Raw genomic sequence first — 14035 nt, 5'->3', positions numbered from 1 at the left:
CCCATAACCACCAAAGCTGAATTCCAGAGAAATTATGGTTGATGAAAAAGAACTGGTTCCTGTTATCTTAAAGGGCGATTTACACGCATTTGAGATACTGGTGAAGGAATATCAGCGGCTTGTATTTTTTATAGCAGGTAAAATAGTAACAAACAGGGAAGAAGTGGAAGATGTCTGCCAGGAAGTATTCATCAAGGTGTACCGTCATCTGGGTAGCTTTAAATTTCAGTCGAAACTGTCAACCTGGATAGCCCGCATTGCCTGGGTTACCGCTGTTAACCATAATAGAAAACAACGACGGGAACACAGACAAAAAATCACAGAAATAGAAACCATTGAACACGCCAGCGAAAACCCGGAAATACTTTTAGATAGAAAAGATGTAGCAGCCTATCTGAATCAGTTAATAGATCAAATGCCGGAACAGTATCGGACAGTGATCGTATTATATCATCTGAACGAATTTTCTTATGAAGAAATTACGCAGATAACAGGAATGCCATCGGGAACGATAAAGAGTTATCTTTTCAGAGCGAGGAAACTGTTGAAAGATAAATTAACGGGTAGTTTAAAAAAGGATATAGTATGAGCAATACAAACGATGAAAGTATCCAGAGAATGCTGGAAGAAAAGGGGGAGAGGGCCGGTGAACAGGCGCTTTACAATGATCCCCGATTCAGTGTGGATGTAAAGCTGTACCAGTTATTATTTGATGAATTGAAAAAACTGCCTGAAGCTGATCCTCCACCGGATTTTGCCCGGAATGTCACAGCCGCATTAGCCGCTTCCGGTAAGAAAGTGAAGGCTGGAAGGGAAGAACTTGTTATTGTAGTTTCCCTCTCCGTTATTGGGGTATTGCTGGCTGTAGGCATGATAGGATGGATAGGTGTGGATACAATCCCATTGGCCTCCGTTGCTTCACCCGGTATGTTGTTTATTTCCGTATTTGTATTGACCTGTTTTCTGATCATGCAATCGCTTGAGAGCAAGTTGTTGAAGAAGAAGTACAGTTAAAATCACGTATTTACGAAAAATTGTTGCCACCTAAAAGACCATTATTGAATAAGCGCGATTTAGTATAAGTAAAAAAGTACCGTTAGTTAATCCATCTGCTATATTTGATTAGCCCACCTATATTCCATCATCAAAAATGGGGATTGACTCAATTTGCCGGTAGCATTATTCTTTGCCAGCATATTCATTTACTCAGCATAAAATATACCCTATGCGCGAATTAGCACTTCAGCAAACTGTATGCAGTTGGTATGTGGTTTATACATACCCGCACTATGAGAAGCGAATTCTCAATCAATCCAAAAAGATAGGTATCCACTGTTTTTTGCCTACAAAAAAAGTTGTCAAGCAATGGAGCGACAGGAGAAAGATTGTAGATGAACCGCTTTTTCCGAATTACGTTTTTGTATATGTAGAAGAACAGGCAAGGTTCAGGTTGTTGGATATTACGGGAGTGTCACGTTACGTGGCCTTCGATGGAAAGCCTGTTGTTGTATCGGAAGAAGAGATGAATACCATTAAAAAACTAATGATTGAACCGGAGGTGACGGTAGAGCGGGAACTGCAAAGTGGCAGTAAGGTGTTGATCACAGAAGGACCTTTCATTGGAATAGAAGGTGTTATTTTTCAGAAGAAAGGAAAAACAAGATTTGGGGTGAGAATTCCGGTGCTCAACCACTCCATTTCTGTGGAAATACCAGCCTCCTCATTCAGCAGGATCTGATGGCATGTAATACTCAAATTTTTTACCATTTATGAAGAGAAAAATAATAGTGCTGTATCATCGTCAGCCATATGAAGAGGTGATGGTTAATGGCAGCACCATTTACAGACGGGATGCAGGTAAACCAAATGGTATTATTCCCCTGCTGAAGGGATTTTTTTCTGTAGTGCCTGACGGCATGTGGATTGCCGGAAGTGAATTCGCGGATAACCAGTCCGTTCCGGTTTATGAAAGGATTGATATGCCGGAAGCTGGTGCGGCTTGTACGCTTAAACGGGTGCCTATTACAAAAGAAGAGCTTAATTGCTTCTATCATAAAACATCGAAGGAAGGATTTTGGCCCATATTGCATTCATTCCACGAAAACTTTGACTGTCAGAAAATCAATTGGGAAAATTTTGTAATGATCAACAAAAGGTTTGCTGAGGCTGCATTGGCAGAAGCTGATAGCAATACCACTGTCTGGATCCACGATTATAATTTGTGGCTTGCTCCATACTTTATAAGAAAGAAGGCGCCGGATGTGAAAATTGCTTTTTTTCTCCATACGCCTTTCCCCGGACCGGATATCTTCAATGTTATATCATGGAGGGAAAAAATCATAGAAAGCCTGTTATGCTGTAATCATATTGTTTTCTCTATCCCCAGGTACATTGAGAATTTTATAGCGGTTGCCAAATCAGTGACCAATATTTCGATTAAGCAACGTAAGAAGGTAACACCTTATTTTTCACAATCCGGTAACGCCCTGAGCGAGCCTGTGGTAACCTCGAAAGTGTTGTTTGATAACAGAACCGTTCAGCTGGATGCTATCCCGGTGGGTACCAGCTGCGCCCGTATTGACCAGCTACTTAAAGACCGGCGCATAAAGAGCAGGATATCAGCTATCAGGAGCCAGTTCCAAGACAGGATACTGATTTTCGCGGCTTCAAGAATGGATTATGTAAAAGGAATGGACAAACTGTTGGAATGTTACAGCCGTTTGCTGGACAGGCGGCCGGAATTAAAGGGTAAAGTGGTGCTCTCCCTCGTAGCGGTACAACCGGCAGCCGGCATAACCGCTTATGATCAGTTTCAGGTAAAGATCAGGCAACTGGTAGCCCGGATTATCGACGCCCATGGCGCCGCGGATTGGACCCCGGTTATTTATTCGGAAGCAGCCCTTTCTTTTGAGGAAATGGTGAGTTGGTTTTCCGCTACAGATATCATGTGGGTATCCTCGTTGCGGGATGGCACTAACCTCGTGTGCAAAGAGTTCCTGGCCGTAAAAAAAGGCGGGAAAGGCGTACTCGTCTTGTCTGAGTTTGTTGGCGCTGCTGTTGAGCTTCATGAAGCAGTACTTACAAATCCTTACTCTTACAACAGCATGGACAATGCGATAGATCAGGCATTGGAGATGTCAGTACAGGATCAGGAAGCGAGGAATCGTAAACTTTATCTGAAAGTCCGGCATTCGGATGTGCGACGTTGGTCGAAACGCCTGACGGATCTTGGTGGAAAAAAATTGAACAATCACCAGTCTTTCGCTTTGAAAACAAGTTAAATATAGCATCATGAACAAAAAGGCGCCCAGCATCAGTATTATTATTCCAACGTACAACAGGGCATATCTGTTAGACTACACATTAATGAGTATCAATGCCCAGACACTGGATAAATCCCTGTTTGAAGTGATCGTAGTGGATGACGGATCCTCGGATAACACCAGGGAGACTGTCGGTAAATACGAGGGCAATTTTCCTTTGAAGTACCTGTTCCAGGAGGATGACGGCTACCGGGTGGCAACGGCCAGAAACCTGGGAATTGCCAATGCAGAAGGAGAGATCCTGTTGTTTATTGATTCTGGCATTGTACTGGACCCCGGCTGTATCAGCGCACACCTGGCATCTCACGCAGACCAGAACCTGGTCGTGATCGGCTATGTGTTGGGTATTGAAGAAGTATATGATCCCGGTGAAACACTTCTGAAAGAGATTGATCTGCTGAACCCCAGGGATACAATCAACAGGTTTATTGCCGGAGATAAATACCTGGATATCAGGGAGTCTGTTTACGCTGCCTGTGGCGATGATATTATGGCCCTGCAGGCGCCATGGGCTATGTTCTGGACTGGAAATTTGTCCGTGAGATCGGCGGAATTGCAACGGACGGGTGTGTTTGATACGGCTTATGATCAACGATGGGGCGTGGAAGACATCGATCTGGGTTACCGTATCTATAAGAATAATGTTCGCTTTGTACTGAACAGGAAAGCGGCTTCACTGCATTGCCCGCATTTCAGCGACACAACGGAGAAACTGCGTCAGGAGCATCACAACAAGTTATATTTCCTCCAAAAGCACAACATTCCGGAAGCGGAAGTGTTTATGTCGTGTACCGCAAGAGACCTCAATTTTGAACTGAAACAACGCAGGGCAGGTATTCCCCTGACCTAATCCAGGTTATTTAAGAAGCTTTTAATATCGGTCTGGCTATCGCCGGTCATCATCTCCAGTATCTCTTCAAATTGCGCTGCCAGGAGTTCAATAAGTGTCCGGTTGAAAAATTGAAGATGATAAGACCATTTCAGCACCACGGTATTCTTGTATTCAAATGCCTGGCAAACTAAGGGTGATTCTGCCCAAACATTGCTGCTAAAGGCGGGTTCCTTATAATTATACAGGGAATTATTCTGCATTTCCTTTGGCAGAAAGTTAAAGAAGAGAAAGTTGCCTGTAGTAAGCTCAAGAGGATTCAGTTTTTCTGAGCTGAATATAATATGAGAGGTGGCTTCCTGGTAACGGCGGCCTGTTTGGTTCATCAATGCAGAAATACTTTCATCAGGATGGATGTCGGTAAAAATAAGCAGCTTACCCAATAAATTGCCTATGATATTCGCAGTAATAGCTTCCTGCCGGCAGGCATGATGACATTGTATCAGTATTTGCCGGTTATTGGTCAGCTTCGCACCCAGCAGGTTAATGGCAGTAAGCAGGATATTCAACATGCTGGATTTTTCATTATAGCGAAGTTGCTGTAGCTGTTCATAGAGATGTTCGCTGATGGCAGCGGTATATGCTTCTCCCGTGGGGTTCGCGATAAGGTCTGTGCCTGTCAGTCCCTTCCATGGAAAAGCCCGTTCGGCTGGCGGAGGTGACAGCAGGTTCCTGTGAATGATATCATAGTCTGAATGCCAGCTTTTTGTTTCCAGTTTTGATTCCCAGTACCTGATTACGTTGTCGTGATGTTCATTGTAGAATGCTGTTTTGGAAAGTATATAGGCGCCGAGCTGTTCAGATGGTATTTCATTATGTGTTACCTGGTTGTTGGCATGTTTGAGGTACAATTGCTGCAGGTCATTTTTGATGATGTTGACAGACCACTGGTCCGAAATGATGTGATGGACGATAATGTGTAGCCTGTAAAGACCGGCTTCTTTTTTACAGGCTATTCCCCGGATCAGAGGTCCGTTTTCCAGGTCCTTCATTTCCCTGATAACCATTTCAGAAAGCGTATGCAGAGAGGAAGGCGTATATTCATCCACATACATCAGTTCAAATTTGCCGGAAAGTTCTTCTACCTGTTGTATAACCTGGTTTTCAATCACCCGGAAGGTGGTGCGCAGACTTTCATGTTTTTGTATTAACGAAGAGAATGCGGATTTCAGCGTGCCGATATCGATGCCGGCCAGATCAGTTTCAATTCTCATGATAGTGGGTGGAACACCGGGCTTCAGGTTATAATTATATTTCCAGTCTTCCAGCTGCCTTGGGGATAGAGGGTATTGTTTCATGGTGTGTTGATTGAAACCTATGGGTCTGTTTTTTAAACAAGTAATATCTCCGAAATCTAATAAAAAAATATGTCAAATAAATACCTGGAGCATCTTATTCCGGAATTCAAAGTGAAGGTTGAAGCATTGATCGGGAAATGCCTCGACAGAAATGTGGTAATGCGCCCTTTCGAAGGTATCCGTAATCCCATTGTCCAGGCAAAGTACTGGAGGCAGTCAAGATCTGATGAGGAAGTCAGTAACAGGTTGAAAGAACTGGAACAGGAGGGAGCATACTTTCTCGCAAGCTGCATCGCTGTGGTGGGACCACAAGCCGGAAGAAAGTTAACCAACGCAATACCGGGCTTGTCGTGGCACCAATGGGGAGAAGCCGTGGATTGTGTATGGATAGTAGATAACAAAGCGGTATGGGATGTTGACGGGCTGATTGACAATGTGAATGGTTACCATGTTTATGCAGAGGAAGCGAGGGCCCTGGGGTTGGAGTCCGGGTTGTTCTGGCCGGGGTTCGTTGATGCCGTTCATGTTCAGTTACGGACTGCTGCCAGTCCGCAGGAACTCTTTTCTCTTCAATACATAAATCAGTTCATGGAACAGTGTTATTCCAGGTTGGTGGATAATGTTAAACTAAAAGATCATTAATTATTTCATCGTATTTCAGTCATATGTCAGGAACGCAGTTATTTGTTATACACTTTGCCGGCGGCAGCTCCTATTCGTTCAAGCCTATTCTCTCTTTGCTGGAAGATATAGATATTATTCCCGTAGAATTGCCAGGTAGAGGCAAGCGGATGGCTGAACCCCTTCTGGTTGATTTTGAAGCTGCAGCCCTTGATCTTTTTAATAAGGTACTGGACAGCGTGGAGTATCCCGGTTTCCTGTTATATGGGCATAGTATGGGCGCCTCTCTCGCATTTAAAGTATGCAGTATGCTGGAAGAGGTAGGAGAGTCGCCCGGGCATCTTATTGTAAGCGGCAATGCCGGCCCGGGGGTAAAAGCCCGGCAAACTAAAAGCCTGCTGGCGGATAAGGATTTCATAGAAGCGATCAGAAAGATGGGAGGGATACCGGCAGAGTTGCTCGATAACAGGGATTTCCTGCATTTTATATTACCCATTTTGAGAGCAGACTTCCATTTATCTGAGAATTGCCAGCTAAACAGGATTCCACCTGTTAATACACCTATCTGGGCTATCATGGGGAACGAAGAGGAGAATGCCGGGAATATCACCAACTGGAAAGCGTTTACCAGGGCGGAGTTTAAAGATAGTATTTTGCCCGGTGGGCACTTCTTTATCGATCAGCATCCTGAGAAAATGGCGGAAATAATCACAGACTGTATTAAATCATCCTCTTCTATTTCAAAATAAAAGAGTCTACAACTTATCAAATCGTATGAGTAAACCAATTTATGTACTTGGTACAAACCTTTCACACGATGGGTCAGCCTGCCTGCTAAAGGACGGGGAGATTTGTGTTGCTATTGAAAAGGAGAGGATAACAAGGAAGAAGCATGACGGAATGAATGACACCGCTGCCATTCAATACTGTTTGAATGCGGCAGGCATCACCATAAATGAGGTGGACCTGGTTGTTCAGAATGCGCTTTATGGCGGAAGCTTCGATTATGGTAACGGAAGCTTCAAAGGTCCCAGGATTTTTACGGACGACATAAAAGTTCCTGTTGTCACCATTTCTCATCACCTGGCGCATGCCTATAGTACCATTGGCACCAATCCGTTTGAGGGAGATTTTAATGTACTGGTGATAGATGGATCGGGAAGTCCTTTCTGCGAATGCATAGACCTGGAAGGAGCATTCATTCCTGACAGTGAAAAAATTCATGCAGATGTATCCCACTTGTACTTTGAGAAAGATAGCTTTTATACCTATCAGAACGGGTGCCTTACTCCTGTCATAAAAGATTTTTCCCCTTACGGGGTTTTCTATAAAAATGCGCCGGTAGAACCCTACACCATGCATTCTCTGGGAAGTGCCTATCAGGCTATCAGTCACTATTGCTTCAGGAATATGAGTGACGTCGGAAAGCTGATGGGACTTGCCCCATACGGGAAACCAGGTGTGATAAAAGAGGACATATTTCACCTGCGGGGCGGACGGGTTTTTATTAACTATGATTTGATGAAGTCACTGAACAGACCGGCCGGTACGCATAGTGAATTTAAAAGAAACTTCACCTACTATGCCAATATTGCGTATAAAATGCAGGAGGAGATAGAAAGGGCAATTTTATACCTGGTGGAAGACCGGCTAAACAGGGGAGTGGGAAACAAATTATGCTATGCCGGCGGAGTAGCATTGAATGCGGTAGCCAATAACCTTATTTTAAAAAATACCAGTGTCAGTGATTTGTATATTCAGCCTGCCGCCGGTGACAACGGTATTGCTATCGGGTGTGCTTATTATGGCTGGCTGGAAGTAATGAAAAGGGAGCGGAAAATAAAGGCATCCAGGTCTACCTGCTTTGGCCAAACCTATTCGCAGGAAGAAGTAAAGAAAGCCATCTATTCCTATTCCAATACGCATCACCGGGATAATATCAGGACGCGCATCGACAATTTTTTCCGTTTGATAAAACAACATGCTGCCACCGGGAAGGCGAAGGGAGCGGTAAGCCTGATTGAATTCAATATCAGTGATTACTGCAGGTACCAGCTGAAGGTCAGTGACAGCGGGGTTTATATAGAAGTGGATGGTGAAGGCCGTGCGGATTGCATTGTAAACATTGATGCGCATCAGTTGGGGGCTGTGATTATGGATCCTTTATATTCCGGTATTTTACTGGACGCAGGCAATGTACGGGTATCCCATCCTCCGTCTATTGGCCTCCTGGGTAAAGTGGTGGACCTGGGAAAAGTATTTGGCAACAAAGAGCTTTTTAACGGAACGCTCCACAGAAGTATTATAGAGCAGGTTATTTACAGTGATAATTATATCAAGCAGGCAGCACAACTGCTGGCAGCAGGGAAGGTGATTGGCTGGTTTCAGGGAGGGGCTGAATTTGGGCCGCGCGCACTGGGCAGACGCAGCATATTAGCCGATCCCCGGAATAGTGGCGTACGGGATTATATTAATACGGAGATCAAATTCAGGGAAGACTTCCGTCCTTTTGCTCCTGCTGTATTGCGTGAAGATGTAGGAACATATTTTATTACCGACCGGGAGAGTCCTTATATGATCCTGGTAGATGATGTAAAGCCGGAATGGCATCAGCAAATACAAAGTATTGTGCATCGCAATAATACTTCCAGAATACAAACCGTAACAGCAGATTGGTCACCTGAGTTTTATCAGCTCCTGGTTGAATTTAAAGCACTAACCGGTATTTCACTGCTGCTGAATACATCCCTGAACAAACGGGGAATGCCTATTGTGGAAACGCCGGCAGAGGCCATTGACTTCTTTCATTCCTGTAAGTTGGATCACCTGGTAATCGGCAATTATATTATTGGAAAAGAGCTGCAACCAGCTAACAATGGTCCGGCTAATCATTTATTGGCAGTAAACCGCAGCGTTTCGGAATAGTATGATCTGCTGTATTAAAATCTAAAATATGCTGGAGAACGAGCTTGTTAAACAAAGAGCACTCTCTGAATATGGTCCGTGGAAAATATCATTCTGCATTATCTGTATGAACAGATTATACCATTTAAAGGAAACATTGTTAAAAAATCTTACTAATAATACCGGGTATCCGGGGCTGGAAGTATTGTTGCTTGATTATAACTCGGGCGACGATATGGAGCAATGGGTAAAAAACAATTTATCGGACTATATAGAAAGGGGAGCATTAGTTTACTATAAAACATTTGATCCTTCGGAGTTCAATCATAGCCATGCCAAAAATATGGCGTTCAAACTTGCCTCCGGTGATATTGTTTGCAACATAAATGCGGACAATTTTACAGGAAACAGGTTTGTATATTATATAGACGAGGTTTTCAGGACGAATAAAAAGGTGTTTATGAGACCTTTGAGATTACATCCTGGTGTAGCGGGCGTTGTATGTGTGAACAAGGCCGACTTCCTCCATGTAGGTGGTTTCGATGAAAGGATGTCTGTTTACGGATGGGAAGATGTAGACTTCAGAAACCGTCTCAGGCTTGCGGGCGTAGAGGAATGGAAGATCAGGGAGAAATTTTACCTTGATGCCATTGATCATGAAGAGAAGTATGACAGGCGGAAACTCCTTTCCAGGATAAAAGCTGCTTATGTAAGTGAGGCCGATCCTGTTAATGCGTTTACCACAAAGGTGTTGATATTATTTGAAGATTACAGATTCAAATATGGTACCGTGATAAATAATAAAAGGAAAGGAGGGCAATTCGAGTATCTGTTTGATCTGGAAGAAATTTATTGGACAGAAGGGTATTGGAAAAAGGATGGCCGCGATCTGAAGTTGCTGGATGAAGCCCGCGATGTTGTATATGATGCTACTGTATATGATGACCGCAATATACGATTACCTGATAATAATACCGGAAGTGTGTTGTTGTACCACGTGGCAAACGAGTATGTACTGAATATGATAAGCTATTTTGAGATGGATTATCGAAATCGTACCATTATGATTAATAATATGGAAAGTAAGGTAGTTGCGGTGAATAATGGGAGGTTTGGACAGGGAAGTGTTTTTAAAAACTTCAATTACGAAGTGAAGATAGATATGGGGTAAATAATTTAAAAGGAAAATTGATTTCACGAAACAGGTCTTGAACTTTTTGAAGACGGACAGTGGAGTTATGTTTGAGATATCGAAATGTCGTTGGTAAGACCCGGTAAATATACCAGATTTTTGATCATCATTAAAGTAAAATAATGGAAAGCAATTTTTTGGACAACATACCTTCAGGTCCGGCAACGACCATAGACACCGCCATTTCCGGTGTGAACAGATCATACCTTAATGACGGAACCAGGCTAATGCCTCTCGTAATCAGTTCTTTGCAGCCTAAGGGAGATCTTGTAAGCTGGATGAACGCCAATAAGGAAGTTTTTGAAACAGATCTGGTAAAACACGGAGGTATACTGTTCAGAGGTTTTAAGATCAGCACCTCTTTGGACTTTAAAGAATTCATGAATTGTTTTAATACTGATCCGCTTCCTTATTTGTTCAGGTCTTCCCCAAGAAAAGAACTTTCATCTGATATCAGGAATATTTACCTGTCTACAACGTATCCACAGGAGAGACCCATTAACATGCATAATGAAACTTCATACAGTCGCGTATGGGGAAGAAAGATCGTTTTCTGTTGTCTTGTGCCTGCTGAAAAGGGCGGGGAGACGCCCCTGGCAGATTCTCGACTTGTACTGTCCGATATTCCTCCGGAGCTGCTGACCAGGTTCCGGGAAACAGGGGTGAAGTATCGCCGGAATTTGTCGGAGGGACTTGGAATGCCCTGGCAGGAAGTGTTTCAAACAACCGACAAGGAGGTGGTTTTAGGTATATGTAAAAGAAATGACATTACCTGCGTTTTTAAGGGCAGGAATGATGCTGTTATAGAATGGGTGAAACCTGCCGTTTACTGTCATCCTGTTTCCGGAGAGGAACTGTGGTTCAATCATGTGCTTTTCTTCAATAAATATGCCCGTTACGAGGAAGTAGGGCTTGACGGTGATAGTTATCTGCCGGAAGATTATCTCAGCTCTGATACCTTTTTCGGGGATGGTTCAGATATCAGCTATAACCAGTATCGGAGTATATGGGAAGCGTATGAAAAAAATAAAGTAGTATTTTCTTATCAGCAGGGAGACATCATTTTTCTGGATAACATGCTTACCTCACATGGGAGAAATCCGTATTCCGGCGAAAGGGTAATAGCTACTGCCATCATTGAAGCCATGTATGATGACGGATACTCAGCCGTATCTTTTAGCGTGTAGTATTCTCTTTCGCCGCCTTAATACGCCGTGCTGCATTTTTCATGTTCCGTTCCTGAAGGCAGGGTTTTCCTATGTTGATTAGATAGCTATTCAAATGATACACTTCTTTCAATACTCCCTATAATACTGATACTGCTGCCTTTGGCCAGCTCAGGACTTACCTTCCCAATCTTTTGAGCTATAAATCTAAACGAGAGTATGTTGACCTGGTGCGTTGGATTATCAAAGGTTGACTTAGATATCACATGACGCCCTTCAGAATGAATGCTGATCGTATCCGGCATATGCTCTTCATAGGTAGTAATATTCGGCTCCTCCTGTTTTTTTACCTTCAGGGTTCTTGCGATGGCCAGGTAATTTACGCCGGTCAGTTCTTTCCAGGTTATTTCATAATCCTTATTTAAATTCCCTGTTTCTGTATAACTGATGTTTTGACCATTCACCAGGTCAAGGGCATCCACCTCGGCCAGGAATGATTTTTTGCCATCCGGAAGCACTATTTCAAAATTGAATTGATTGTTTTTGGGATTAGCACTATCCTTTAAATAATAGGTGCTGGATGTGTAATAGAGCCCTTGTCTGACCGTGTACCTTACTTCCGCGCCGTTCACATAGATTTTGATAGAATCTTTTTTAATGGTCTTTCCTTCTTCATCGAACAAACTGACCACCACCTGGTTTTCGATCTTGCTATGTAAACGTTGTGTGATATTGATTTCTGCGCGAATGAGCGAGAGGCTGTTTACAGGGCCTTTAGACAATTTTGATTCATCGCACGACAGTGCAGTGATCAGCATGCAGCATATAGGGAATAGTTTTTTCAATTTTTCCATGATTGTGCAGTGTTATCAATAGCGGTTGTTGACTGATTTTGTGAACAGTCCATGATAGATATTATGAGCAGTATTTTTTTGTTTTTCATCTGTTGTGAGATGTTTGTCTGGGTGAATGTTTTGTTGATTCAATCTTTAAAACTCTCTCAATGAGGGCAAATCCGTTCCCCGTTTCAGGGCACCAGGCCAGATATTTGAAATGGAGCCAGACGAAGCGGAAACAGACAATACGATTATTTTGGCCACAAGGTCAATGAGGCACTCTTTCTATCAGATAAGGAAGAAAGGTCCATCCTGGACGTCATGGAAAACATTGCACACGAATATCGTAAGAATATTGATCAATTCAGTGACCCTGTTATCATAGCACAACTGGAATTGCTACTGACTTATGCAAACAGGTATAACCAGCGACAGTTTATTACACGTAAAAGATCCGGTCATTCCATTCTTGAACGCCTGGAAGCTTTGCCGGATAAATATTTCAATAACGAGCTGGTATTAAGAGATGGAATGCCAACTGTACAGTATGTGGCCTCATCGTTGAATGTTTCGGCAGGTTACCTGAGCGGTCTACAAGGACAAGCCGCTTGTTAAAATAATCGCTTTTGTACTGGTAGCGGCAGCACTGATTATTAAAGTTGGTAAATTAGGGTACGAGTTTGGCCAATGGCTAAAAATGCAATAAACGCCCACCGCTATCAAACACAGATTCTACACGACATTACGAAGATATAAGTTACCCCCAGTGGATCACTGGATTTTAGAAAAACCCGTCTCTACATAGTAGAAGCGGGTTTTTTGTTTTTACGCTGTAATTCATTCTATAAAGCCGGAGAGACTGTTGTTTTCTTAATGTTATCAGGTATTGCCGGAGACCGGTGGCTTTTCCCCAACGACTTCTCATCATAATTCCTGTCGATAGGAAACCTTATCCACGATCAGCCATTTCCCGTCTAACTTTATCAGGTTAAACCGGTCAATGAACCGGAAAGTGGCAAAAGTCAGTGCACATGGGCAGAACCAGTGTCTCCATCCCAGGTAAATGAAAGGTGTTCTGGATGGCATTCCTGTATTGTTGCCTGGGCAACCAGATCCAGATATTGCGGCAGTGTCCACTGAACCAACTTTTCCTCTATGATGGTCCGGATGTATGCATCGGGGTGAAACGCCGCCCGGATCCTTTCGATGTCTAGTACCGGACGTCCTTGAAGATAATCATTGAGCGTAAGCAGGATCGATTGTTTTTCCTCTTCTGCATTGACCTGGCTTGTTTGGGTTTTCATTTTTTCTGCTACAAATTTATTTGTTTTTTCTTATAAGTATATCCCTGCAATAAATCGCTATACTAGCTTATTTTACAACTTCACTCACTAAAATGACGGGAACGACATTGGTGTAGTTTATAAAATCTGCACGAATCGCATCTCTGTTTGGCGCAATAGCCGCCTGATATTCACTTAAGCTTTTTACATAGAATATACCAATAGCCATAAAAGGTAAAGGTTGATTAGGAATACCGCTGGAAAGCCCTTTTTCAATAGTATATTTCACCAGATTTGCTCCTAAAAAGCCAGCCACCATGGGCATATGCTTGGTTTCATAATACTCCATATTGAAAGTTTTACCCTCGGCATATGGATACATGACGGATACCTTTATTAAGCCTTTTTCAGTAGCAGTAATGTCGTGATTCTGAGATTTTCCAGATGGCATATCCTGACTAAATGAAACAAAACAGGTGGTTAAAAGAAAAAACGATAGAATTAGTTTAAGCTTCATGATCAG

At 43.0% G+C, this 14035-nt stretch carries 15 protein-coding genes; 11 read left to right on the top strand and 4 right to left on the bottom strand.

All coding sequences use genetic code 11. The features are described 5' to 3' along the window. Positions 1 to 34 precede the first annotated feature (34 nt). The 5 genes from B5Z18_RS32145 (at position 35) to B5Z18_RS32125 (ending at position 4173) form a co-directional block, all read left to right on the top strand. Entirely contained in the window at positions 35 to 589 is a 555-nt protein-coding gene (locus B5Z18_RS32145) for an RNA polymerase sigma factor (protein ID WP_079473688.1), read from the top strand. Continuing rightward, positions 586 to 1014, top strand: coding sequence for a hypothetical protein (locus tag B5Z18_RS32140; protein WP_079473687.1), 429 nt, complete (start codon positions 586 to 588; stop codon positions 1012 to 1014). The genes B5Z18_RS32145 and B5Z18_RS32140 overlap by 4 nt, the downstream gene beginning before the upstream one ends. A 211-nt stretch (positions 1015 to 1225) precedes the next feature. After that, on the top strand, positions 1226 to 1738 hold the full coding sequence (locus B5Z18_RS32135) for a UpxY family transcription antiterminator (RefSeq protein WP_079473686.1): 513 nt from the start codon (positions 1226 to 1228) through the stop codon (positions 1736 to 1738). Positions 1739 to 1769: 31 nt separating this feature from the next. After that, positions 1770 to 3281: a glucosylglycerol-phosphate synthase gene (ggpS, locus tag B5Z18_RS32130; RefSeq protein ID WP_079473685.1), complete on the top strand. Its 1512-nt coding sequence runs from the start codon at positions 1770 to 1772 to the stop codon at positions 3279 to 3281. Positions 3282 to 3291: 10 nt separating this feature from the next. Further along, positions 3292 to 4173 carry a glycosyltransferase gene (locus B5Z18_RS32125; RefSeq protein ID WP_079473684.1) on the top strand — a complete coding sequence of 294 codons (882 nt, stop codon included), beginning with the start codon at positions 3292 to 3294 and terminating at the stop codon, positions 4171 to 4173. Here the strand turns inward: B5Z18_RS32125 and B5Z18_RS32120 are convergent. Then, positions 4170 to 5510, bottom strand: a complete 1341-nt coding sequence (locus B5Z18_RS32120) for a condensation domain-containing protein (protein WP_079473683.1) — start codon at positions 5508 to 5510, stop codon at positions 4170 to 4172. The two genes, B5Z18_RS32125 and B5Z18_RS32120, sit on opposite strands and share 4 nt — an antisense overlap. A gap of 69 nt (positions 5511 to 5579) precedes the next feature. Between B5Z18_RS32120 and B5Z18_RS32115 the strand changes: the two genes are divergently transcribed. From B5Z18_RS32115 to B5Z18_RS32095, 5 genes are all read left to right on the top strand, one after another. Next, complete coding sequence (locus tag B5Z18_RS32115; protein WP_079473682.1) at positions 5580 to 6152, top strand: M15 family metallopeptidase; 573 nt, start codon at positions 5580 to 5582, stop codon at positions 6150 to 6152. A 23-nt stretch (positions 6153 to 6175) separates the two neighbouring features. After that, entirely contained in the window at positions 6176 to 6880 is a 705-nt protein-coding gene (locus B5Z18_RS32110; protein WP_079473681.1) for a thioesterase II family protein, read from the top strand. A gap of 25 nt (positions 6881 to 6905) precedes the next feature. Further along, a complete protein-coding gene (locus B5Z18_RS32105) occupies positions 6906 to 9056 on the top strand; it encodes a carbamoyltransferase family protein (RefSeq protein ID WP_079473680.1) in 2151 nt (716 codons plus the stop codon). Between the two features lie 28 nt (positions 9057 to 9084). Then, entirely contained in the window at positions 9085 to 10206 is a 1122-nt protein-coding gene (locus B5Z18_RS32100; protein ID WP_079473679.1) for a glycosyltransferase family 2 protein, read from the top strand. A 143-nt stretch (positions 10207 to 10349) separates the two neighbouring features. Next, positions 10350 to 11414: a TauD/TfdA family dioxygenase gene (locus B5Z18_RS32095; RefSeq protein WP_079473678.1), complete on the top strand. Its 1065-nt coding sequence runs from the start codon at positions 10350 to 10352 to the stop codon at positions 11412 to 11414. 86 nt (positions 11415 to 11500) lie between these two features. On the opposite strand, the gene B5Z18_RS32090 is transcribed toward B5Z18_RS32095, so the two are convergent. Next, a complete protein-coding gene (locus B5Z18_RS32090; RefSeq protein ID WP_143313770.1) occupies positions 11501 to 12247 on the bottom strand; it encodes a hypothetical protein in 747 nt (248 codons plus the stop codon). A 303-nt stretch (positions 12248 to 12550) separates the two neighbouring features. Between B5Z18_RS32090 and B5Z18_RS32085 the strand changes: the two genes are divergently transcribed. After that, complete coding sequence (locus B5Z18_RS32085; RefSeq protein ID WP_181785011.1) at positions 12551 to 12844, top strand: hypothetical protein; 294 nt, start codon at positions 12551 to 12553, stop codon at positions 12842 to 12844. Positions 12845 to 13251: 407 nt separating this feature from the next. On the opposite strand, the gene B5Z18_RS32080 is transcribed toward B5Z18_RS32085, so the two are convergent. After that, positions 13252 to 13533: a nuclear transport factor 2 family protein gene (locus tag B5Z18_RS32080; protein ID WP_079473676.1), complete on the bottom strand. Its 282-nt coding sequence runs from the start codon at positions 13531 to 13533 to the stop codon at positions 13252 to 13254. A gap of 67 nt (positions 13534 to 13600) precedes the next feature. Next, positions 13601 to 14029 (bottom strand): EthD family reductase, encoded by a 429-nt coding sequence (locus B5Z18_RS32075; protein WP_079473675.1) that lies wholly within the window; start codon positions 14027 to 14029, stop codon positions 13601 to 13603. Between the last annotated feature and the right edge of the window lie 6 nt (positions 14030 to 14035).

It is taken from the genome of Chitinophaga ginsengisegetis, assembly GCF_900168065.1.
GTDB lineage: Bacteria > Bacteroidota > Bacteroidia > Chitinophagales > Chitinophagaceae > Chitinophaga > Chitinophaga ginsengisegetis.
Note: the sequence above shows the minus strand (reverse complement) of the source record. Positions and strands in the feature narration are given on the sequence as shown.